The organism is Asticcacaulis sp. W401b (assembly GCF_046503825.1).
Taxonomy (GTDB): domain Bacteria; phylum Pseudomonadota; class Alphaproteobacteria; order Caulobacterales; family Caulobacteraceae; genus Asticcacaulis.
The window spans coordinates 19,058-40,631 of record NZ_JBKFEE010000005.1 but is presented as its reverse complement, the minus strand read 5'-3'; the positions used below and the strand labels follow the sequence as shown (position 1 = coordinate 40,631).

Annotated in this window: 21 protein-coding genes and 1 tRNA gene; 12 read left to right on the top strand and 10 right to left on the bottom strand. The window is 61.4% G+C overall.

The window, feature by feature from the left end; translation table 11 throughout:
* The first annotated feature begins 51 nt into the window (after positions 1 to 51).
* Genes ACK8OE_RS12150 through gatB form a run of 3 tightly spaced genes read left to right on the top strand, consistent with a single transcriptional unit; the run spans position 52 to position 2,175 of the window.
* Positions 52 to 294 carry a type II toxin-antitoxin system Phd/YefM family antitoxin gene (locus tag ACK8OE_RS12150; RefSeq protein WP_410272729.1) on the top strand — a complete coding sequence of 81 codons (243 nt, stop codon included), beginning with the start codon at positions 52 to 54 and terminating at the stop codon, positions 292 to 294.
* Positions 291 to 680, top strand: a complete 390-nt coding sequence (locus ACK8OE_RS12145) for a type II toxin-antitoxin system VapC family toxin (RefSeq protein ID WP_410272728.1) — start codon at positions 291 to 293, stop codon at positions 678 to 680. The genes ACK8OE_RS12150 and ACK8OE_RS12145 overlap by 4 nt, the downstream gene beginning before the upstream one ends.
* A gap of 25 nt (positions 681 to 705) precedes the next feature.
* Positions 706 to 2,175 (top strand): Asp-tRNA(Asn)/Glu-tRNA(Gln) amidotransferase subunit GatB, encoded by a 1,470-nt coding sequence (gatB, locus tag ACK8OE_RS12140; protein WP_410272727.1) that lies wholly within the window; start codon positions 706 to 708, stop codon positions 2,173 to 2,175.
* Between the two features lie 37 nt (positions 2,176 to 2,212).
* On the opposite strand, the gene ACK8OE_RS12135 is transcribed toward gatB, so the two are convergent.
* The gene (locus ACK8OE_RS12135) at positions 2,213 to 2,698 is read right to left on the bottom strand and encodes a hypothetical protein (protein ID WP_410272726.1); all 486 of its coding nucleotides are present in this window, start codon (positions 2,696 to 2,698) and stop codon (positions 2,213 to 2,215) included.
* 352 nt (positions 2,699 to 3,050) lie between these two features.
* On the opposite strand from ACK8OE_RS12135, the gene ACK8OE_RS12130 reads away from it, so the two are divergent.
* Both ACK8OE_RS12130 and ACK8OE_RS12125 read left to right on the top strand, forming a co-directional pair.
* A complete protein-coding gene (locus tag ACK8OE_RS12130) occupies positions 3,051 to 3,980 on the top strand; it encodes an ABC transporter ATP-binding protein (RefSeq protein ID WP_410272725.1) in 930 nt (309 codons plus the stop codon).
* The gene (locus ACK8OE_RS12125; protein WP_410272724.1) at positions 3,977 to 5,365 is read left to right on the top strand and encodes an ABC transporter permease; all 1,389 of its coding nucleotides are present in this window, start codon (positions 3,977 to 3,979) and stop codon (positions 5,363 to 5,365) included. Before ACK8OE_RS12130 ends, ACK8OE_RS12125 begins: the two co-directional genes overlap by 4 nt.
* 553 nt (positions 5,366 to 5,918) lie before the next feature.
* On the opposite strand, the gene ACK8OE_RS12120 is transcribed toward ACK8OE_RS12125, so the two are convergent.
* Positions 5,919 to 6,368, bottom strand: a complete 450-nt coding sequence (locus tag ACK8OE_RS12120; RefSeq protein WP_410272723.1) for a hypothetical protein — start codon at positions 6,366 to 6,368, stop codon at positions 5,919 to 5,921.
* Positions 6,369 to 6,541: 173 nt separating this feature from the next.
* Positions 6,542 to 7,576 (bottom strand): RcnB family protein, encoded by a 1,035-nt coding sequence (locus ACK8OE_RS12115; RefSeq protein ID WP_410272722.1) that lies wholly within the window; start codon positions 7,574 to 7,576, stop codon positions 6,542 to 6,544.
* Positions 7,577 to 8,016: 440 nt separating this feature from the next.
* Here ACK8OE_RS12115 and ACK8OE_RS12110 point away from each other — a divergent pair, with 440 nt between their 5' ends.
* Complete coding sequence (locus ACK8OE_RS12110) at positions 8,017 to 8,289, top strand: hypothetical protein (protein ID WP_013480619.1); 273 nt, start codon at positions 8,017 to 8,019, stop codon at positions 8,287 to 8,289.
* 97 nt (positions 8,290 to 8,386) lie between these two features.
* Here the strand turns inward: ACK8OE_RS12110 and ACK8OE_RS12105 are convergent, their stop codons facing one another.
* On the bottom strand, positions 8,387 to 9,100 hold the full coding sequence (locus tag ACK8OE_RS12105) for a polysaccharide biosynthesis/export family protein (RefSeq protein WP_410272721.1): 714 nt from the start codon (positions 9,098 to 9,100) through the stop codon (positions 8,387 to 8,389).
* A 168-nt stretch (positions 9,101 to 9,268) separates the two neighbouring features.
* Here ACK8OE_RS12105 and ACK8OE_RS12100 point away from each other — a divergent pair, with 168 nt between their 5' ends.
* The 3 genes from ACK8OE_RS12100 (at position 9,269) to ACK8OE_RS12090 (ending at position 12,934) form a co-directional block, all read left to right on the top strand.
* The gene (locus ACK8OE_RS12100; protein ID WP_410272720.1) at positions 9,269 to 10,777 is read left to right on the top strand and encodes a GumC family protein; all 1,509 of its coding nucleotides are present in this window, start codon (positions 9,269 to 9,271) and stop codon (positions 10,775 to 10,777) included.
* 139 nt (positions 10,778 to 10,916) lie between these two features.
* A complete protein-coding gene (locus ACK8OE_RS12095) occupies positions 10,917 to 11,633 on the top strand; it encodes a transcriptional regulator (RefSeq protein WP_410272719.1) in 717 nt (238 codons plus the stop codon).
* The gene (locus ACK8OE_RS12090; RefSeq protein WP_410272718.1) at positions 11,633 to 12,934 is read left to right on the top strand and encodes an O-antigen ligase family protein; all 1,302 of its coding nucleotides are present in this window, start codon (positions 11,633 to 11,635) and stop codon (positions 12,932 to 12,934) included. The genes ACK8OE_RS12095 and ACK8OE_RS12090 overlap by 1 nt, the downstream gene beginning before the upstream one ends.
* Positions 12,935 to 13,122: 188 nt before the next feature.
* Here ACK8OE_RS12090 and ACK8OE_RS12085 read toward each other — a convergent pair whose 3' ends face one another.
* Genes ACK8OE_RS12085 through ACK8OE_RS12070 form a run of 4 tightly spaced genes read right to left on the bottom strand, consistent with a single transcriptional unit; the run spans position 13,123 to position 17,850 of the window.
* Positions 13,123 to 13,890, bottom strand: a complete 768-nt coding sequence (locus tag ACK8OE_RS12085; protein ID WP_410272717.1) for a polysaccharide deacetylase family protein — start codon at positions 13,888 to 13,890, stop codon at positions 13,123 to 13,125.
* Positions 13,890 to 14,807, bottom strand: coding sequence for a glycosyltransferase family 2 protein (locus ACK8OE_RS12080; RefSeq protein ID WP_410272716.1), 918 nt, complete (start codon positions 14,805 to 14,807; stop codon positions 13,890 to 13,892). Before ACK8OE_RS12080 ends, ACK8OE_RS12085 begins: the two co-directional genes overlap by 1 nt.
* Positions 14,804 to 16,267, bottom strand: coding sequence for a lipopolysaccharide biosynthesis protein (locus tag ACK8OE_RS12075; RefSeq protein ID WP_410272715.1), 1,464 nt, complete (start codon positions 16,265 to 16,267; stop codon positions 14,804 to 14,806). Before ACK8OE_RS12075 ends, ACK8OE_RS12080 begins: the two co-directional genes overlap by 4 nt.
* 5 nt (positions 16,268 to 16,272) lie before the next feature.
* Positions 16,273 to 17,850: an exopolysaccharide biosynthesis polyprenyl glycosylphosphotransferase gene (locus ACK8OE_RS12070; RefSeq protein WP_410272714.1), complete on the bottom strand. Its 1,578-nt coding sequence runs from the start codon at positions 17,848 to 17,850 to the stop codon at positions 16,273 to 16,275.
* Between the two features lie 210 nt (positions 17,851 to 18,060).
* On the opposite strand from ACK8OE_RS12070, the gene ACK8OE_RS12065 reads away from it, so the two are divergent.
* Positions 18,061 to 18,152: transfer RNA gene (locus tag ACK8OE_RS12065), tRNA-Ser, on the top strand.
* Positions 18,153 to 18,500: 348 nt separating this feature from the next.
* On the opposite strand, the gene ACK8OE_RS12060 is transcribed toward ACK8OE_RS12065, so the two are convergent.
* Positions 18,501 to 18,992, bottom strand: coding sequence for a DUF805 domain-containing protein (locus tag ACK8OE_RS12060; RefSeq protein ID WP_410272713.1), 492 nt, complete (start codon positions 18,990 to 18,992; stop codon positions 18,501 to 18,503).
* 719 nt (positions 18,993 to 19,711) lie between these two features.
* Between ACK8OE_RS12060 and ACK8OE_RS12055 the strand changes: the two genes are divergently transcribed.
* A complete protein-coding gene (locus ACK8OE_RS12055) occupies positions 19,712 to 20,704 on the top strand; it encodes an LLM class flavin-dependent oxidoreductase (RefSeq protein WP_410272712.1) in 993 nt (330 codons plus the stop codon).
* 59 nt (positions 20,705 to 20,763) lie between these two features.
* Positions 20,764 to 21,111 carry a VOC family protein gene (locus ACK8OE_RS12050; RefSeq protein ID WP_410272711.1) on the top strand — a complete coding sequence of 116 codons (348 nt, stop codon included), beginning with the start codon at positions 20,764 to 20,766 and terminating at the stop codon, positions 21,109 to 21,111.
* Positions 21,112 to 21,323: 212 nt separating this feature from the next.
* On the opposite strand, the gene ACK8OE_RS12045 is transcribed toward ACK8OE_RS12050, so the two are convergent.
* Positions 21,324 to 21,512 carry a Thivi_2564 family membrane protein gene (locus ACK8OE_RS12045; RefSeq protein ID WP_410272710.1) on the bottom strand — a complete coding sequence of 63 codons (189 nt, stop codon included), beginning with the start codon at positions 21,510 to 21,512 and terminating at the stop codon, positions 21,324 to 21,326.
* Positions 21,513 to 21,574: the final 62 nt, after the last annotated feature.

Genomic DNA, 21,574 nt, shown 5'->3' with positions numbered 1-21,574 from the left:
ATTAAGGTCAAAATAAACTAAACTAACAAGACTTAGTTTAATGAGGCGGCCATGACCACGGTCAATATACACGAGGCCAAAACCCACTTATCGCGGCTGGTGGAACAGGCGGCCAAAGGCGAAAGTTTCATCATCGCCAAGGCGGGTAAGCCGGTGGCGCGGGTAAGCGCCATTGACGCGCCTGATCGGGCACAGGTGCGCCGTCTGGGGTTCCTTAGTGGTCATATCCGCACGCCGGACGATTTTGACCGTATGGGCGAAGAGGAGGTCGCGCGCCTGTTCGGTGGCGCATGAAGCTGCTGCTCGATACGCATATTCTGCTGTGGGCGGCGGGTGAGCCGGATAAACTGCCGCCTGAGATAAGGCGCCCACTCGAAGACCCGGAAAACACACTGCTGTTCAGCGCCGCCAGCCTGTGGGAGGTCGCCATCAAACGCGGGCTGGGGCGTGAGGATTTTCAGGCCGATCCGCGTCTGTTGCGCCGCGGACTTCTGGATAATGGCTATATCGAACTGCCAATCCTGAGCGCCCATACGGTGATGGTCGATACCCTGCCGCCTATCCACAAAGACCCGTTTGACCGCCTGCTGGTGGCGCAGGCGCTGTATGAAGGCGTAAAGATGATCAGCGTCGATCCGCAGGTATTGCGCTATTTCGAGGCGTCTGCCTCTTCCCTGTGAAAGCCGGCCCCGCTATAGGGTGAATATGACCGACTCTGCCTCCAGATATATCCAGGGCCGCACCGGCCCGTGGGAACTCGTTATCGGCCTTGAGATTCACGCTCAGGTCGCCTCGACCTCCAAACTGTTTTCGGGTGCCGCCGTAGGCTTCGGCGCGGGCCCCAACGAACAGGTGAGCCTTGTGGACGCGGGCTTCCCCGGCATGTTGCCGGTGCTGAACCGCTTTTGCGTCGAGCAGGCGGTGAAGACGGGTCTGGGCCTGAAGGCGCAGATCAACCCGCATTCGCGCTTTGACCGCAAGAACTACTTCTATCCCGACCTGCCGCAGGGCTATCAGATTTCGCAGCTCTTTTACCCTATTGTGGGGGAGGGCGAGGTCCTGATCGACCTGTCGGACGGCACTCAGAAGACGGTGCGGATTGAACGTCTGCATCTGGAACAGGATGCGGGTAAGTCGATCCACGACCTCGATCCCAACAACACCTATGTCGATCTGAACCGGGCGGGCACGGCGCTGATGGAGATTGTCTCCAAGCCGGATATCCGCTCGGCCGAAGAGGCTGTGGCCTATTTCAAGAAGATCCGCACCATCCTCGTCTATCTCGGCACGTCCGATGGCGACATGGAAAAGGGCAATATGCGCGCCGACGTCAACGTTTCGGTGCGTAAGCCCGGCGCGGAGTTTGGCACGCGCTGCGAAATCAAGAACGTCAACTCGTTCCGCTTCATGCAGCAGGCGATTGAATACGAAGCGCGGCGTCAGATCGAAATTATCGAAGACGGCGGCACCATCACGCAGGAAACCCGCCTGTTTGACTCGGTCAAGGTCGAGACGCGCTCCTTGCGGTCCAAGGAAGAGGCGCACGATTATCGCTACTTCCCCGATCCGGACCTGCTGCCGCTGGAGCTGGAGCTGGCCTGGATCGAGGACATCAAGAAGTCCCTGCCGGAACTGCCCGACGACAAGCGTCAGCGTCTGATGACGCAATATGGCCTCAGCCAGTACGATGCCACCGTGCTGGTCACCGAGCAGGCGCGCGCCGACTATTACGAGGCCGCCGCGAAGGGCCGTGACGCCAAGCTGGTTGCCAACTGGGTGACGAACGAGCTTCTGGCGCGCCTGACCAAGGATGGGCTGGAGATCGAACAGAGCCCGCTGCCGCCGGCGCACATTGCCGGGCTGGTCGAGCTGATCGAAACGAATGTGATCTCCTCGAAGATCGCCAAGACGGTGTTCGAGCACATGTGGGAAGGCAGGGGCACCCTCACCCCGGTGGAGATCGTCGAAACACACGGTCTCAAGCAGGTGACGGATACCGGCGCGATTGAAAAGGCCATTGACGAGATCATCGCGGCCAACCCCGACAAGGCCGAGGCGGCGAAGGAAAAGCCGCAGGCCATCGGCTGGTTCGTCGGTCAGGTCATGAAGGCCACCGGCGGTAAGGCCAATCCGGCGGCGGTCAATGACCTGCTGAAAAGCAAGCTGGGTCTTTAAATACAGGAAAAAGCCCCGCCGGTTGGCGGGGCTTTTTTTATTGATTGGTGGTCGGACGGTCCCTGGTGACCGGCTCATCGGTTTGCGGCAGGGGCGGCACCGGGGCATTGGGGTCCCCCGCCTGCGGTTGATTGGTTGTCGGGGCCGGGTTGGCCGGGTCCTGCATCGGATCGGTGGCCGGTTGCGTCGGCTGAGCCGGATCGCCCATGGTCGGCGTGGTGCGGGTGTCAGGCGCCGGGGCGCTGGTCGTGGTGCTGGCCTCGGTCGAGACGTCAGCGGCCTGAGCGGCGCGCAGGGACTGAGCGTTCAGTTCAGCGGTGGCGGCGTTCTGCGACTTGCGGTCCTGCTTGGCGGTCGGAGCCTGCTTTTCGCTTTTGGCCGTAATCGGGTCTTGCGTCATCGGGTCTTGCGTCGCGCCGGTTTGCGGCATGGCGTTCGTCTGGCTGGGCATGTCCTGCGCGAAGGCCGTCGGGGCGACGAGCAGGAGGGCGGCGGTAGCGGCGGTGGTGAGAAGGCGGGTCATGATGATCCTCAAAAGGTGGGGGTGAACTCAGGTGTTGAAACTGGCCCTGACTCTGTCACCTCGGCGCCGGTTTCTCAATTTTGCCGCCCTTGCAAAGCCCGGTCCCGCCCTTAGCCGCGGCTTATCTCCTTTATACGTGGCGTAAAAAGGCGCTCAATTTTCGCCGTTTTGCGCCCGCAAAGCCTCAGAGCCGCATCAGGCGCTTACAGAACCGGGGGCGCCCCTGAGGCCGTCCTGACGTGTCCGCAATGTGTCTTATGCTTTTCCAACGCCCGCAGCCCCTTATCCCCAGCACGGCCTTGCGCCCTTGACCGGCGCGTGAGAGATTGCGCTTCAACAAAAGGGGGACCGTATGGCGTCCGACTATGCCCTCAGTCTTGAGGGGGTGAGCAAATATTACGGCGACTTCGCCGCGGTGCAGGATCTGAGCTTCCGCGTGCCGCGCGGCTCGATCTGCGGCTTTCTGGGGCCGAACGGTGCGGGCAAGACGTCGAGCGTGCGCATGATGCTGGGCCTGTCGCAGCCGAGCGCCGGCACCATCAGCGTGCTGGGCGGTGAGGGGGCCAAGGTGCTCGACCGCATCGGCTTCCTGCCCGAAGAACGCGGCCTGTATCGCAAGATGTCGCCGGTGGACATGATCGTCTTTCTGGGCGGGCTGAAGGGCATGAAGGCCTCGGCGGCGCGCAAGCGGGCCATCGAGCTTCTGACGGCGCAGGGCCTCGGCGAATTTATGTATAAGCCGATCAAGTCCCTGTCGAAGGGCATGTCGCAAAAGGTGCAACTGATCGGTTGTCTGGTCCACGAACCGGAGCTGGTCATTCTCGATGAACCCTTTTCGGGGCTCGATCCGGTCAATCAGCAGGGGCTGGAGGACATGATCCGCGATCTGGCCAAGCGGGGCGCGACCGTGCTGTTTTCCACCCACGTCATGGCCCATGCCGAGCGCCTGTGCGAAAACGTCGTCATGCTGACCAAGGGACGCAAGGTGTTCGAAGGTACGTTGCGTCAGGCGCGCGAACGCGCACCGCGCTATCTGGAGCTGGAGGGCGTGCTGAACCGTGAGCAGGTCACGGGTCTGCCCGGCGTGTCCGAAGTGATCGACGGCGGGCCGGGCGAAGAGGGCACGCATCGCTGGCGTCTGCGCTTCCTGCCCGGCGTGACGCCCAATGAGGCGCTGAAAACGGTGCTGGTCGGTGGGCTGGATGTGCGCCGCTTCGAAGCGCATGAGCCGACCCTGCACGACGCCTTTATCGTTCTGACCAATGGCGGAGAACCGGCATGAAGACGCTTCTGATCGCGCGCCGCGAATATCTCGCCTTCGTTAAGACGGTCGGCTTCTGGCTGTCCCTGCTGGTCCTGCCGGTACTGATGGCCGGATCGGTGTTTATCCCCATACTGATGAGCCGCAGTGGCGGCGAAGAGGCCAGCCGTGTCGCCATCCTCGACCTCAGCGGCGAAAACCTGACCCCGTCCTTGCAGGCGTTGCTGGATCGCCCCGATCCGGCCGTCGCCGCCCTGCACGAGGCGGCCCCCAGCGTTTCGGCGCGTCAGGCCCTGCGCCAGATGGCCAGTCGCCGCGACTATCAGGCCGTCCCGTTGCCGGAGGGGCTGACGCCGGACATGACGCTGGCGGCGGCCGAGGCGCGCCTGTCGCAACTGATGCAGGCGGAAAAACGCAGCGTTGACAACGTCATCGTCGCCTATGTCGAAAAGACGCCCGAACCGCATCTGGCCTTCCACCTGTGGTCGTCGCAGACCAAGGGCAAGTCGCTGGAAGACTATCTGCGCTGGGACCTGCACGCCCTGCAATCGGCCTACTTGGCCAAACAGAAGGGCGTAGACCCGCAAGTCGCTACCGCCTTGCGTGAGGCGCGGGCCGAGATCAGCAGCCTGACCCCGGCCATTGCCGCTGCGGGCGCCGATGACAAGGCGTCCTTTACCGAGTCGCTGAAAGAAAACGGCCCGCACTTTGTCGGGATTGTCCTCAGCTACCTCACCTGGATGTCGATTTTCTCGTCCTCGGTCATCCTGTTGTCGGGGGTGATCGAAGAAAAATCGTCGCGCGTGCTGGAGGTGCTTCTGACCTCGGCCCCGGCCAGTAGCCTGCTGGTCGGCAAGGTGCTGGGTGTGTTCATGGTCCTGCTGACGGTGGCCGGGCTGTGGAGCGCGGTGGCCGGCGGTATTATGGGCTACGGACTGGCCTTTATGCCGCCGGACATGATGAACAATGTGCACGTGCTGGCCGGAGCCATCCTAAAGGTCGAGACGATCGTGCCGATGCTGCTGTTCTTTGTCGGTGGCTATCTGATGTATGGCATCACCTTTATCGCCATCGGTTCCTTCTGTGAGACGCAGAAGGAGGCGCAGGCGATCATGGGGCCGATCGTGGTGGTGCTGATGATCCCGATGATGAGCCTTCAGGCGGCGCTGATGTCACCCGACCTGCCGCTGATCCGCTACCTGTCGTGGGTGCCGCTGTTTACGCCCTTCCTGATGCCGCTGCGGGTTCTGGGTGGCGCGCCGTGGTGGGAGATTCTGGCGACACTGGCCGGCATGGGGGCCATGGCGTGGCTGATGATCCGGCTGGGGGCCCGCGCCTTCAAGCAGGGCGCTCTGGGCGGCGGCAAGTTTAGCTGGAAGGCTCTGATGGGGCTATCGCGCGGATAGGACTGGCATGATTAAAACAAACAGACTTGTTGCGGGGTTTCTAATAATAATCGGGACAATATTGATTGCTTTTCCCGTAGCCGTTTGTATATTTTTTATTTACTATGCATTAAGGGGCAATGCGTTGAGTGAGCTTTTTGATCAATCTCAATTGGGAAATAATCCCGACCTGTTGAAACTTTATTTTTTAATGATTGTTTCTGGTGTTACGCTAGTGTGGTTTGGGTTTAGGGTTAAAAATAAACGTGCGGAATAGTATTTAATTTATATATTTTAATTATAATTATTTATTATAGCGAATGATATTTTAGAATATGCTGTTCATGGAGTGATTTCGAACCTGCTGTATCCCGCTTTCTACATTTCCAAAAAATTTCTCAAATGAAGGTTGTTAATTCGCATATAAATATTTCTTTGTAAAACTGAGTATAGATAAATATTAAAACCTGTAGGTTCCGGCTTTTTGTTTGGTTCCAAGGGATTTTCAAAAATTGAATTAAAAATACCTCCAACCCGTGAAGCTGGAGGCATTTTTATCAATAAATTTGTGACGTTACTTCTCGACCTTGGCATCGCTTTGCGCGCCGACCTGAGCCGAAGCGCCGTTGCTGTTGACAGTGGCATTGCCGGAGACGCTGGCATTGGCCTCGGTCGAAGGTGCCGCCTGCGCGGCGCTGTTCACCGCCGATTGCGTGGTTGCCTGCGCCTTATGCTTGGCCTTGTGCGCGGTATTGTAGGCCGAGTTGGCGGTGGTTTCGACGCCGGAACGGGCGCGGGTAGCGGCGTCCTGAGCCGTGCCCGTGGCGCTGTCGATCGTCGAAGACGGATCGACGCCGATCTGGCCCTGCGCCCCCAGGCTACCGCCGACGGTGGATTGCGTGCGGTCCACCTGACCGGTCAGGCCGCCGGTGACGCTGCCCTGACCACCCAGAAGTTGGGCCGAGGCGGGCAGGGCGGCCGCAGCCGCCATCAGGGATACGGAAAGAACAACTGCGCGTTTCATTTGGGTTTCCTCATTAAGGGTTGTACCACCCCGTCAGGAAACGCGGGTTTTCGGGCTGAAATGTGCCGGAAAGATAAGTCTGGAAACAGAAGACCTGAACCCGGCATAAGCCCCGCATAAAAAACCCCTCCGGCAGAACCGGAGGGGCGGGGAGCGGACTCGGAACGTCAGGATCAGAACACGTCGTAGAAGACGTCGATGATACGGCCGGTGCGCAGATCGACCAGAACAATGTCGCTGCCGACGAAATAGTATTCGCAGCCATAGGGCTTGCGCGGCAGGAAATAGAAGTCCGGGTCATAGACGCGGTAGCTATAGAAGTAGCGCGGCAGGTAGTCGCCATAGTCGTAGCGATAGCCGTAATACTCGCTCGGCACGCGGTAATAGCCGTAACGCGGGGCGAAATAGAAGCCTATGCGCACCCCCGTGTAGGAACGGAAATCGCGATGCGTGCGCCAGTTATAGGCGTGGCGCGACGACCAGCCGTTGCGGTCAGAGTCATGACCGTCCCAGCCGCCATTATAGCGGCTGTCATTATTGCGGCCCCGGTTGTCCCAGCCGCCACGGTCACGGTCATTGCGGTCATTACGGCCCCAATCGCGCTCATTGCGATCATTGCGACCAGTGTTTCCGCCGCGATTGTCCCAACCGCCCCGGTTGTCGTTACCGCGATTGCCGGTCCAGCCGCCGGGCGTCGTGTCGCGCCCGCCGTTCCAGCGCCCATCATTGCCGGGCCGGGTTTCCGGACGTGTTTCAGGGCGTGTCTCTGGTCGCGTCTCCGGACGGTTGTCATTGCGATCCGGGCGACCTTGCCAGCCGCCGGTGTTGCCACCGGTATTGGCTCCGGGGGTACGATCCGGGCGTCCGGCCGTATTGTCCTGACCCGGCTGACGGTTCCAGCCGCTGCCCGGATTGGTGTTGCGCGGGGTATCGCCGCGGTTCCAGCCACCGCCAGTGTCGCCGCGTGGCTCTGCGCCGCGCGGGCCGCGTTCGCCGCCCCGATCACCGCGTTCCGCACGCGGCTCACTCACTTGCGGGCGCGGCTGCGGTGCCGGCGGGGCCTCGCTGCGTTGATCCGTCTGGCGCTGCAGAAACGCCGTCGTACCGGCGTAAGCGGTGCCGGAAGTCAGAGGCAATGACGTAAAGGCGATGACCGCGCTCAGGGCTGTGGCGCTCAGTCTCAGGGATTTGGACGACCGGTGGGTCATGGTTTCCTCGATGGCGGCGATTTTTTTGCCGCCCTACGCATGGACGGAGACGCTTTTCTCCGATTGATTTCACTATGCGCTTGTCTGGCTGAACTGAAACTGAACGAAACCGCGCAGGTATCGGTCAGGTGGTCCCACTGACGGCGCCAAGCTGAGTCAGGGGCTTCACTGATTCTAAATTCAGATGTTAACGTACAATCCGGAATGGAAATTTGTAATTATCGGGAAGTTTATCAAATTTTATCAAATTAAACTCAAATATTTCAAAATAAGTAATAATAATTACTTTAATAGTTAACGCAATAATTAATATTAATTCAATTTTTACATAAAAAATTCACAGTAAATATCGTCGTTAACTTTAATTTCACTTGGTGGTGGAAAACTCACCTCATCGACCACTTGATTTCGGGGGCCGCGCAAAAGGCGCGGAGACGAAGATGACGAACGAGACCCTGCCTCTGCCGACACCGGATATGAACGGTGATGATCTGTTCAAGCTCGGCATGATGTATTCCACCGGTCAGAACGGTGCGCCCGTGGACCTGATTTCGGCGCACATGATGTTCAACCTCGCTTCGATGCGCGGTTCGATGGAAGCGACGCTTTACCGCCGTGAACTGTCGAAGGAAATGGAACGCGAAGACGTCGCCGAAGCCCAGAAGGCGGCCCGCCGCTGGCTGGATCAGGGCCACACCCGCTACGCGGCCTAGAGCCTTAGTCGGCTCTGTTGAGCCACCGAAGGGCTCTAGGTTTTTGTGTGATCGCGCAATTTTTCCGAAAACCGTTGCACACTTTTCGGATTGCGCTCTAATTCTGGCTATAGAGCAGCCAGTTCATGATCCCCGCCGGGATGATGTTGTTGATGTTCTGTTCGACCCACACGCCGGCCTTGGCGATTCGGGTTTTGGGCACAAAAACGATGTCGTGACGGCGAAGGGCGACGGCCACCGAGGCCTTGCCATTCAGCGGGCTTTTGAGATCGATCAGCCTTTGCATGATCGTCCCGTCCAGACCGCGACGCAGGATCAGCACCTGCTGCGACTTGGCGGCATTGGTAAAGCCGCCCGCCGCCAGCGCCGCCGACAGGGCGTCAAAATCGCCCGGCATCTCGACCCAACCGGGATTGCGCACCTCACCGCCGACCAGCACGCGCGTATTGCCCGTGTCGCCGGGGAAGACCGTCACTTCGGGGTGGCGCAGATAGGGGCGGTACAGTTCGGTGATTTCCGTTTGTAAGTCCGGCACACTTTTATAGGCGGCCATGACCTGCCCGACGAGGGGCAGGGTGATGCGGCCATCCTGACCGACCTGCGTCGTCCGACTGAGTTCCGGCGCACCCGGCACCTGAATCTCCAGCTTGTCTGCCGGATAGAACAGATAGGGCGGGTCTTCGTCCGTCCACTGCGAAAAGCGTATGGGGGTCGCTTCGGGGGCGCGCGCCGCCTGTGCCGCAGGGCCAGCCATCAGGGCGCTGAGGCCCAGTCCGGTCAGTCCCCACATCAAGGCGCGTTTGCTGAGCATGGCGGCGTCCACAAAATTCAGTCCGTCTTAACCTTCGTTTAAAATGGGTAACGGTTGGTTAATGCCTCGGATAGAAACTCCCCACAGATAGATCGGAGGCACAGCGTCCGAATCATGGTTTTCCCTGGCATACAAAGAACCAGGTGATGTGAAGGGGTTTAGGGCTGAATGCGCGCGCAGGGCGTTTACAGCGAAGAGATGGAGACCACAGGCAGCGAGCGCCGGGCCACCCGCGCGCCCGTGCGGCGGCGTTATGCCTACGATGTCGATGACATGCTGCGCCTGCTGCTGCGCGAATGGTGGCTGATGCTGCTGGTCTTTGCCATTATCTTCGGCGTCGGCGCCGGTTTTGCCATGACCCTGAAAAAGACCTACACGGCCGATGCGTCGCTGCTGATGCAACTGGGGCACGACTATGTGTATGTGCCTGCGGCCGGGGATGCGGCGCGCGGGGCCATCGCCACCATCGACGAGGTAGTGCAGTCGGAAGTCGAAATCCTCAACTCCGCCGAACTGAAGCACCGCGTGATCGAAAAGCTGGGCTACCACGCTATTGATCCGAGTTTTCCCAAGACCTTCACGCCGCGCAACGAAACCGAGCGCGCGCAGGCCGATACGCGGGTGATGAGGACGCTGAGCGGCCTGAAGACCGAAACGGCACCCCAGAGCAACATTGTGCGCCTCAGCTTTACGCACAAGGACCCGCTGGCCGCTGCCCTGATCCTCAATACCTTTATCGACCTCTACCAGACCTATCGCCACGAAGTGTTCATGGACGTCACCGCGCCCCTGCTGGAAAACCAGAAGGCGGCCTTTGACCGGCGTCTGCGTCAGGCGGATCAGACCTATGAGGACTTCCTGCTGCGCAACGGGGTGGGGGATTTTCAGGCCGCCAAGGCCACCTATACCAAGCTCTATGATACGGTGATGTCGGAAATCTATGTGGCCGATGCGGGGCTGGCTACGGCGCGGGCGCGTCTGTCGGCCATTACGGCGCGGCTGGGTCAACAGGCGCCGGAAATGAGCACCGAGCGGCAACTCGACCTCAGCGTGCCGTCGAAGATTCTGGCCCTGAAACAGCAGCGGGCCGAGCTTCTGACGCGCTATACCCCGGCGGCCCCGGCGGTGCGCGACCTCGATGAGCAGATCCGGGCGCTGGAGACGATGCAGGCATCGGGCCGCGCCATCGGCGAGAAGGAACACCGTATCGGGGTCAACCCCATCTATCAGCAACTCCTGACCGACAAGCTGACGCTGGAGGCGGAAATCGCTGCGACCTCTGGCCGCCGCACGCAACTTCAGGCGCAGGCCGATCAGGTGACGCAAAAGCTTCAGTCGCTGGTCGGCATGGAGGCCGAATACAACAGCCTGGCGACGGAACGTAACGCCCTGCAAACCAATATCGCCACCTTTACCCAGCGGATTCAGGAAACCCAGGCGGCGCGGGAAATCTCCGAAAAGGCGCAGGACACGGTACGGGTCGTCAACCGCGCCCGCCCGCCGGACAAGGCCAAGAGCCTGCAAAAGCCGGTCTTCATTCTGGCCTTCCTGTTCGGGGGGTTCACGGCCCTGTGTGCCGGGCTGGCGCGCGTCTTCCTGCGCAAGGGTTTCCTGAGCGCCGACATGGCCTCAAAGACGCTGGGCCTGCCGGTACTGGCGCAAGCCAGAGCCAAATAAACCCTCGCGAAACAGGCCCCCGATACAGACCTTTGTCAGAAAAGGGTCGCGTTCAACCCATAGGTTTCTGATCCAAAACGGCTTATGGTATCAGCAGGCGCGTAAAGGCGCGATTCGCATACATTGCATATTGAGTTCTATGGTCGATCTGACGCGGGAAATGGCCGATCTGATGGCGGCGCTCAGGGGCGGTTCGCAGGCTGCCGGGAGCGGCCGTGGGCGCGCCCTCCTGTTCGTGTCGGCCTGCGGTGGCGAAGGCGTCTCGACCGTGGCGCGCGAATATGCGCGTTGCGAAGCGGCCTTTGCCAAACGCCCGGTGTGGCTGGTCGATGCCGACCTGCGGCAGCAGACGCAGCTTGAGGCCGTGCTGGAGGAGCCCACGCGCTTTGGCCCGCCGGGGCCGGTATCCTCGGCCTCTCCCGATGGGTCGGTCTTCTTTGCCCTGTCGCCGAAGGCGCTGGACCCGCAGGGTCAGCCTGTGCCCGACAGCCACTACCTGATCGCACGGCCCTTTCTGGACAAGCGCCTGTGGGTGACGCGCCTGCGCGACCACCTGCTGCTGCCGGGGCAAAAGGCGCGGTTGTTTGAGCAATCCTCCTACTGGCAGGCCCTGCGCACCCATGCTCAGGCCATTGTGGTCGATGCCCCGGCCTTTGACCGTTCGGATGCCGTGCTGAAACTGGCGCCGCTGGTGGACGGGGTGGTGCTGGTGGTCAGCGAAGGCGAGGGCGAAATCGACGCCCGCGTGGCGCTGAAAACCGAGATTGAACAGGTGGGCGGCCGTCTGCTGGGTATGGTCTATAACAAGAGCCGTACCGCCGCCCCGCCGGCGAGGCGCAAGGTCGCGCGCGGCTGATGGTTGGCGATATCCTCCGTGGCATCCGGGAGGACTGGGACGGGCAGTGGCTGTCTTTCGGTCTGGCGTTGTTTATCCTGTTCATGTTTTCGCAGGGCTGGGTGTCGCCCATTTTCGGCTATTCGACCGAACAGTCGCCCATGGCCGGGGCCATTATCCGCAATATCTATTATCCGGTTTACCTGTGCGCGCTGGTGCTTCTGGCCCTGACGTGGAAGTCGGTCTTGGCGGGCGTGATCCGCACGCCGCTGCTGGTCACGCTGATCCTGCTGTGCGCGGCGTCCTACCTGTGGTCGATTGACCCGTCAGCCACCTTGCGCCGCTTTGTGGCCTTCGCCATGACCTGTCTGGCCGGCTATGTCATCGCCGCCCGCTTTTCATGGAGCAGGCTGATCGAGGTGATCGCGGTCACCTATCTGATCCTGATTGCCGGGTCGTTTGTCATGGCCATTGTGTTCCCGGACAAGGGGCGCATGACTGAGCTGTTCGTCGGGGCGTGGCGCGGGGTCTTTGCCGAAAAGAACAATCTGGGGGCCGTGATGGATGTCGGCTTTCTGGCCTGTCTGGCCGCCGGGATCCAGGTGCCCAAACGCCGCTGGCTATGGTTTGCCGCAGCGGGCGGGGCGGCGTTTCTGGTGCTGATGTCCACCTCCAAGACCTCGCTGCTGGCGCTCATTCTGGGGGCCGGGATGATGGCCTTTGTCTGGCTATCGCGGCGCGGGCCGCTTCTGGGGGTGTTCCTGACCTGGGTTGCGGTGTGCGTACTGCTGGCGGTGGGTAGTTTTGTCATTCTGATGCCGGACCAGTTGTTTCACCTGCTGGGTAAGGACGCGACGCTCACCGGGCGCACCAATATCTGGGCCGGGATCGACTTTGTGATGCACAAACAGCCGGTCACCGGCTATGGCTACGGCGTCGTGTGGTCCACCGAAGGGGAGTGGACCCCGCTGCGCTGGATCACCGAGGTGGCGGGTTTTCGCGCCTATCACGCCCATTCGTGCTGGTACGAGGTGTGGCTGGCGCTGGGCTATGTCGGCCTGACCGTGTGGGCGCTGGTGTTTATCGAGACGTGGCTGAAGGCCTTTTACCGCACCTATCGCGGTGACGGGGGTTATTTCGCCCTGCCGTTTATCACCGTCTATTCGCTGATGAGCCTGACCGAGAGCATCGCTATCGGCTGGAACGACATCCGCTGGTGCCTGATCGTGCTGATTATCGTCAAGCTGGCCCTGCCGGGCGATGGGCCGGTGGTTGCGGCCCCCGTTGCGCCTGCGCGGCCAAGACGCGGGCTGTACGATTAAAATAACCACAAACCGGGTGTGTTTGCGTGGTGGGCGTTTGAAGAGTCACCACAGATTACACAGATTTTGCGCTTCGCGCGCTTGAGTATGCGCCCGCGAGGGTGGGTGAACTGACCTTATAATCTGTGAAATCTGTGTAATCTGTGGTTTCCAAAACTGAGCATCAAAGGATGCAGCCGTGGAACGCCTTACCCGCCTGCGCGGCGGGCCCCTTCGGCATAGGTGATGACCTCAAAGCCGAGCGTCTGGGCGGCGGTGGCCAGTGTCTCCAGCGTCTCCGGCGTGCAGCCCCAGGGCGACGGGTTTTCGCGCACATCGTGGGTGTACAGGACCAGCCAGCTTTGCGGGGTTTTGAGCGCCTCCGCCATCCACTCCAGCGCCAGCCGCTCACCGTTGTCGCCTTCGATGCCGATGGCCGGGGCCTGATTGAGGTCGCTGCCGGAGCGGATCAGGCCGTGGTGCAGGGCGCGCGACGAGCGATAGCGGTCGCCCAGCACGGCCTTGGCCTGCGGCGACACATCTCCATAGGGATAGGCAAAGGTGGTTGAAGTGGGCACGCCAAGCGATTGAATGAGCTTCTGATTTTCGTCCACGCTTAAAGCAATGTCGGCACCCTTCGCCTGACCGCAGTCGATGTGCATCAGGGTGTGGCAGGCGATCTCATGGCCGCGCGCGTTCAGGGCGGCGATCTGGGCGGCCGTGGTGTAGGGGCCAAAATGGCTGTCCTGCCCCATCAGGCCCGCGGAGATGAAATAGGTGGCGCGATAGCCGTGGCGCTCCAATATGCCTGCCCCGGCAATGGCCGCCGATTGCGGGGCGTCATCGAACGAAAAGGTCAGCAGGGGCTTCGCCAGCCCTTTCAACTGCGCCGGTTTGCGGAACAGCAGCTTTGAGGCGCGGCGGCGCAGCTTGCCATACAGCGAACGGTCGGCGGCGTAGGCTTCGGCATAACTCATCAGACGACCTCGGAATAAAGGGCGGCGCGGTACAGGCGCAGGCCAAAGGCGCGGGCCTTCAGCGGCAGTGCTTCGTTGCGGATTACGCGGCGTAAGGTGGCGCGCAGGGCCCCGCGCAGGGGCAGTTTGCGGATCAGGCGCGCCGCGCGGTAGCTGGCATAGGTGGCGACGACCTGCGGGTGTTTGTCTATGACGCGGGCGAAGTTGCCGACCGATTGCTCATACTTGCGCATCAGGGTGTCCGCCGTGTCGAGCCCCAGATGGGTGGCGGGGTTGTCGATGTGCTGCACGCCAAACTGCTGCGCCACGCGCATGGCCCATTCGACGTCTTCCCAGCCCCAACCGGTGAAGCGGTTGTCGAAATCCTGCGCGGCGAAGACGTCGCGGCGGATCAGCAGGTTCGAGGTGAAGACGTATTTTTCCGGCATCAGGGCGCGGGTGGCGGCATCGAGGCAATCGCTTTTGGCCGCCATCAGGCGGTGGATGGCAAAGCGTTTGTCCGTCGGGGCCTGAAGCAGCGAAAAGCCGCCAAACACCACGGCAGGCCGGTCCTCCATCACCTCAAGCCAGCGCGTCAGGAAGTCCGGCGCATCGGGCAGCATGTCGGAATCGAGGCACAGGAAATAGTCGCCGCGCGCGGCTTGGGTCAGGCGATTGCGCCCGCGCGCCCGGCCTTCATTGTGCGTCAGGCTGAGGAAGGTGACGGGCAGGGTGATCTCATCAATCGTTGACATCACCTCTTGCGTCAGTTCGAGCTGCCCGGACCCGTCATCCAGCAGCACGATCTCCACCCCCGGCGTCGGCGTCAGGGCGCGCAGCAGGGTGGCCGGGCTTTCCTTATAGAAGGGGATCAGCACCGCCAGGCGCGGTGGCGGGGCGGCTTCATAGGCGGCATTGGTGACGACGGTGGCGCTCATGCGGCCGACCCTAACCCAAAGCGTTTAAGGAAGCGTTGGCTGTTGGCGCGGACGTCGTTGAGGTTCAGGGCCAGGGCCAGCACGGCATAGACCACGACGCCGGTCACGCCCTTCAGCACCAGTTCCCCAATGCCCCCAAAGGCCGGGATAAGCCGCACACACAGGACCATCACCAAGGTGGCGGCGGCCGTCAGCATCAGGTCACGCCACGGCACGGGCAGGGCGATGGCGCGGCGTCCCAGAGCCCACGAGCCGACCAGCCCAATGCCAAAGCTCAGCGCGGTTGCCAGACCGGCCCCCCACAGACCGTAAAGCGGGATCAGCCACAGGTTCAGTCCGACATTGGCCATGGCTGGAATGGCCATGGCCACGGTCAACAGCTTCGTCTTCTTCGACAGGGTAAAGGCCTGAAGGAAATAATAGGTGTTAAAGCCCGACAGCAAGGCGCCGACGCTGATCAGAGCGGTGACGCTGAGGGCCTGTGCGCGCAGGCCTTCGCCAATCAACAGTTGAGCGAGCGGCGCTTCGACGGCGATCAGCCCGCCGACCGCCGGAAACAGTACCAGCGCCATGACGCGGAACTGATCGCGGGCGTGGGCTTTCAGCGCCTCAAGACCGCCGCTTTCCAGCGCGTGCACCAGCGCCGGGCCACCGGCGGCACCGAACCACAAAAACAGCACGTCGAGGATGCGCGAGGCGAGGCTATAGCCCGCGTGATAGGCCCCGGCCTCGGCTTCGGACAGGAAGCCGGCGATCAGAAAGCGGTCCACCGTATAGAGCGCCAGGGTGAGGATCAGGCTGGCCGAAACGGGCAGACCGTAATGGGCGTACTGCCGGGCGCGGGCGGCATCGAAGTGCCCCTTGCGCGCGCGGCCCCAGTCTTCGCGGGCGACGAACGGCAGGCAGGCGGCGGCCACGATCCCGGCGGCCAGCAGCGGGGCGCCGCCGCCTAAACCCGCCCACGCCAGCAGCGCGCCCAGAGCAAACCCGCCGGCGGTCTGGATCATATCCAGCGTTGAGGCCGTGCCGACGCGCCCTTCGGAGCGGCGCTGTTCCTGCACCATCTTGATCAGGCTGCGGAAGACGACGACGCCCAGCCCGCAGCCGATGGCCAGCTTGAGCGCCTGCGTGTGCGTCTCCGGGGCGGGCCACAGCCACAGACCTGCGGCGCAGACGACGGCAAACACCACGCTTACCCCCGCAAACAGGCGGTAGAGCGTGCCATACAGCGCCGGGGCTTCGGGGTCTTCGCGCGATTCTGACGGATAAAAGCGCGCCATCGCCGCTTCGATCCACGTAAAGCACAGGGTCTGGGCCAGACTCGATACGCCAAAGGCCAGCGCATAGCGGCCATAGTCATCGGGCGACAAAAGGCGGGTAAAGGTGATCAGGGTGGCAAACCCGATCAACCCCTGCAACAGATTGGCGGGAAGGTATCCCCACAGGCCTTTCCAGAACATCGGCCTTACCGCACGGTGTGGCGGTCGCCAAGGATGCAGGGCACCGTCATGGCCATGATGTACAGGTCAAACCAGAAGGACTGGCGTTCGATATAGTCGATATCGAGTTGCACGCGGCGGCGCACGTCTTCGGCGTTTTCCAGCGCGCCGCGCGAGCCTTTGATGGCGGCCCAGCCGGTCATGCCAGGCTTTATGCGGTGCCGCCAGGCGTATTCGGCGACCAGCTTGGCGGAATCGGCGTCGCCGGTCTTCATGCCGATGGCGTGCGGGCGCGGCCCGACCAGTGACATATCGCCTTTGAGTACGTTAAACAGTTGCGGCAATTCATCAAGGCTGGTCTTGCGGATAAAGCGCCCGACGCGGGTGACGCGGTCGTCGTCGCGCGACACCTGACGCGCGGCGGTCGGGTCAGCGGCTTCGGTACGCATGGAACGGAACTTCCACACAGTGATGACTTCGTTGTTCATGCCGTGGCGGCGCTGACGGAAGAAGACCGGGCCGGGGCTGTCCAGCTTGATCAGCAGGGCGAGCACCCCCATCACCGGGGCGAAGATCAGCAGGGCGAGGGTGCCGATCACGACGTCCTGAAGCCGTTTGTGCAGCGTGCGGTGGGCGTCCGACGGTCCGACGCCATTGGCGCTCAGGCTTTGTTCCGACAGACGGTCCAGAGCGGTTTTGCGTCCGGCCTCGCTATCGACATCGACCAGCAGCGACACGGCATTGGGCAGGAGGCTCAGGCGACGGATCAGGCCTTCGATGCGGGCGCGCGCCGATGGATCGACGGCGACGACCACCCGATCGACATAGGGCGTGATCTTGTGCGACAGCAGCGCCTCTGTGTCGCCCAGCACCGGCACGCCACAGAGGTCACCGGGCGCGCGCGACAGGCGGTCGTCGAAAATGCCCAGAATATTGACATCGCGCCGTTCCAGCGCCGCTTCGATCAGGATTTTGGCGTCGCGCGTGGCGCCCACAATGACGATATTGGGCGTCAGAAACCCTTTGCGCCGCCAGCGCGCGACCAGACCAAACGACGCGCCGTGCAGCGCCCCCAGACCCAGCCATACGCCAACGGCCCACAGGCCAAAGACAGGGATCAGCAGATCGGCACGACCGCTGAGGCCCGCCGTCGCAAAGCCGGCGATCAGGCTGAGCGTCACGGCGACCAGCACGCGCAGCAGGTGCCCGCTCAGGCGCTCCTGACGGCGATAGACGTACAGATCGAAGCTCTTGAGGCTCCAGCACAGGCTGACGGCGGCGACCAGCAGCGGCAGGATGTCAGCCGCCAGCGCCCCTTGCCAGCCGCGCGACGACAGGCCCTGCGCCACAAACAGGCTGACGCCCGCGATCAGCAGCAGGTCACTGAAACGGAAGAGGTAGGCGTAGGCTTCATTGGCGCGGCGCTCACGCAGCGGCACCAGACGCTCAGGGCGAAACGGTCCGCGGCGGTGATCGGCCGGGGCCTCGGCCTTACGGCTCTGGCTCAAACCCTGAATGCGCAAGGCCTTTTCGCCCGTCACCCGGTCAGGGGCGGCAGGGGGCGTAAGCGTTTCGGCGGGGGCGCCTGTGCGTGCGTCTGTCATGACCGTTTTGGGGTGTCCTTTGGGGATCATCTGAGGCGGTTTCGCCGACACCCTGCCACACGGCGTTTAGATAACCGTTAACGCAAGCCCTTTTTCCATAAGGCAAATCGTGATTTTCACCCGACGCGACGATGTTCACACTTTTCCGGAGGTGGGCTTGGATTGCCCGTTGCCATTTGGGACAAGTCAGGCTAAGTGAACCCTTAGTGCGGAGACGTGGCCGAGAGGCTGAAGGCACTCGTTTGCTAAATGAGCGTACCCCTAAAAGGGTACCATGGGTTCGAATCCCATCGTCTCCGCCATTTCACTTTTTTTCTCATAAAAAATCAGATAGTTAACCGATGTTTGGCGAGCTGTGTGTGACAGTTTTTGTGTCGCCTCACCGGCTGAATATACCGCTTAAGCCTCGGTATCAGCGCTCGTACCGACGTTAGATTCGGCTGGTTGCAAATAGGAGCAGAAGCGATTCCGTGCCTGTCGGCACAAAAAAGCCCCAGAACGCGCTAGGCGGGCAAAATGGTCCGACGGTACTCGACCATCAAAAACCACGCCGATCACCGCTAGCGAGCGCCCCTGAGTCACGGCACAGCAAGCCTGTCGCTGACCGGAAGGGTACTATTTCAGCGCTCTGCTAAGAACGCTTTACAGGGTCATATGTACCGGGCGGGGATATGAGCATCGCCACCCTCTGCTGTATCTTGAGCTTTAGGGTCAGGTCCATATTGGTTGTCGCCAACCGTGCCCGCCAGAATGATGGTCTGGATAAATGACCATATCAGACCCACCACCGGCAGCAACTCAATGAGAACCCAGTACCCGGACTTGTCTCGGTCATGCCAGCGTTTCACCGCCAGAGCAAGTCGCACCCACGCTATTGCCCCGAAGCACGCATAACCGATGGCCATTTTGAGCCATCCGGGCGCAACGGCCAGAGGCGCTAAGAGCCTGTCAAGAATGCGACCTAAGTACGCATAGAAGTCGTCGTAGCCCGCGCTCAGGATGCGCAGGAGGCTGGATAGTTTGTCAACATGTGAAAGTTCCGGAGCGGTTATGCAGCACACCAGTATGAATAGCGCGAGATTGAACAGACAGTAGTCTCTGCGCCGAACCCGGCCCTGAAAGCTAAACAGGAACTCTATCATCACATCCCCCATATCTGACAGAGAAGATGATCGGCTTCCTGAGCGTGAAAGTCAACTTTGACTCGTGGGGCAGGGGGTGTCGCTCCTGATAGATCGTCGGCATGACAACGCCCCGCGGCGACTCCCCTGATGCTCACAGGCGGGCAAACTGCTCCGGTGGGTGTCCGGGACTTCGAACCCTGGGTTCGAAAACGCCGCCGTCAGGCGGCGTTTCGGCGAAGCGCAGCGCAGCCAATCCTATCGTCTCTTCCAACACATAATCCGTCTGTTAAAAGCTGGTTTTTAGTGGCGGTGCGCCTTCGTAGTCGAGCATACCCCAAACGCCATTCACCCGACGTCAGATGACGCCGGGTGAGCAGGTCGGTTTTATTAGAGAGGGCTATGCCGGAGCGAATTCCAATAACTGACGTTTATGTCAATTATGCCCCCAGAATTCGCTGGCGATGACCGAGAAGACGACGGCTACGCCGTAAAGGCCGATGCCGGCCACGATGAGAGTTATCATTACGCTTTCCACTTGCCTGTACTTTCTTATTATTTTGACAGTGTTGTCATAAGTTGCGTGGGCCGTCCAGAGGGCTCGCCTCACTGGGTAGTCATTTTTTTGTTGCGCGGCGCAGGCGTTTTATGTCGGCCCTGACATCTTTGCCGAGGCACGCCTCTGGTAATCGTAACCGGACCACCTACATAAGCCCTCAGCATACTTCGTGAGGTATTATATGATCCCCTTTTCCATTCTGGATTTGTCGCAGGTCGGGGAGGGGAGCCGCGTCGCCGACGCCTTTGCCAATACGGCGCGCATGGCGCGTCAGGCCGAGGCTTTGGGCTATCATCGCTACTGGCTGGCGGAACATCACGGGATGCCGGCGGTCGCGTCTTCGGCGACGGCGGTGGCGATTGCACATGTCGGGCACCATACCTCGACCATTCGCATCGGTTCGGGCGGCATCATGCTGCCCAATCACGCGCCGATGGTGATCGCTGAGCAGTTCGGCACGCTGGAGGCGCTGTTTCCGGGGCGGGTCGATCTGGGGCTGGGGCGTGCGCCGGGCACGGATATGCGCACGGCGCGGGCGCTGCGGCGGAACATGGACAGCGGTGTGGACAGCTTCCCCTATGATGTGGCGGAGCTGCGTCGGCTGATGGACGATCCGGATGGCTCAGAGCCGATACTGGCCGTGCCGGGCTTTGCCGCCAAGGTGCCGATCTGGGTCCTGGGGTCGAGCACCTATGGCGCGCAACTGGCGGCGCAGATGAGCCTGCCCTATGCCTTTGCCTCGCACTTTGCGCCGGATTTGCTGCATCAGGCGCTGCGTCTCTATCGTCAGCAGTACCGGCCCTCGGCCGATCATCCGCAGCCAAAGGCCATGGTCGGCATTATGGGCGTGGCGGCTGATACTGATGAGGAGGCGCACTATCTGTTCACCTCGATGCGGCAGGCCTTCGCGGCGCTGCGGCGCAATGAGCGCAAGCCGTTCCCGGCACTGGTGCGCGGGCTCCAGCTCAGCCCCGAAGAGACGCAGATGGTCGATCATATGCTGCAATATGCGGTGGTCGGCTCACCGCAGACCATAGAGCGCAAGCTGGAAAACTTCCTCGCGGCGACCGAGGCGGATGAACTGATCATCTCCATGCCGATCCACGATATTGAGGCGCGCCTGCGCTCGGTCGAGATCTTCAGCCAGTCGTCGCTGATGCAGCGTATGGCTTAGCTTGTGCACAGCCTGACGGCCTGATACGCCTTAACCCATAGACAGGAGGTAGCTAGGGTGTGACGGGAATCGGCGGTTTCTTCTTCCGGGCCAAGGACCCGAAGGCCATGGCGGCGTGGTATGCCGAGCATCTGGGCGTCGGGGCCGGGCCTTATGGCCATTGGGATACGCAGGACGGGCCGAGCGTCTTTTCGCCCTTTGCGGCGGATACCGACTATTTCGCGGCGGATCGTCAGTGGATGCTCAATCTGCGGGTCGAAGGGCTGGATGACCTGTGTGCGGCCCTTCGCGCGGCGGGGATCGAGGTGATCACTCAGCCGGACTGGGATATGCCGGGGGTGGGGCGCTTTGCGCGAATCCTCGATCCGGAGGGTAATGCGATCGAGTTGTGGGAACCGGCAGCGTAGCGCGTGCTGCGTTTCTCCTCCCCACAGATGGGGAGGTGGCGGGCGAAGTCCCGCCGGAGGGGTATGCTGTTGGCAGGCGTGTACCCCTCCGTCAGTTCGCTTGCGCTCACTGCCACCTCCCCATCGAATGGGGAGGAGAGTAGAGCGCAGCCGGCACCTTCTGCTCCCCGTTACGGGTGCAGGGTCCGCGACCCTGCTTTTCGGCATGAGGCTTAGCCCACGCGGATAGTGCTGAGCGAGCCCAGCAGACCGAATACCTGAAGCAGCCATATCACCACGCCGATCACCACCACGGCGTTGAGGATGCTTTTAATCTTGGGGTCCATCGGGATGAAGGTGTTGACCAGCCACAAGAGCACACCGACGACGATCAGGATGGCGACCAGAGACAGAAGGGACATGCGGGTTTCCTTTTCAGCGTGAGGGTTAGTTCCCTCTGTATGGAAACATCATGTCCGGGTGC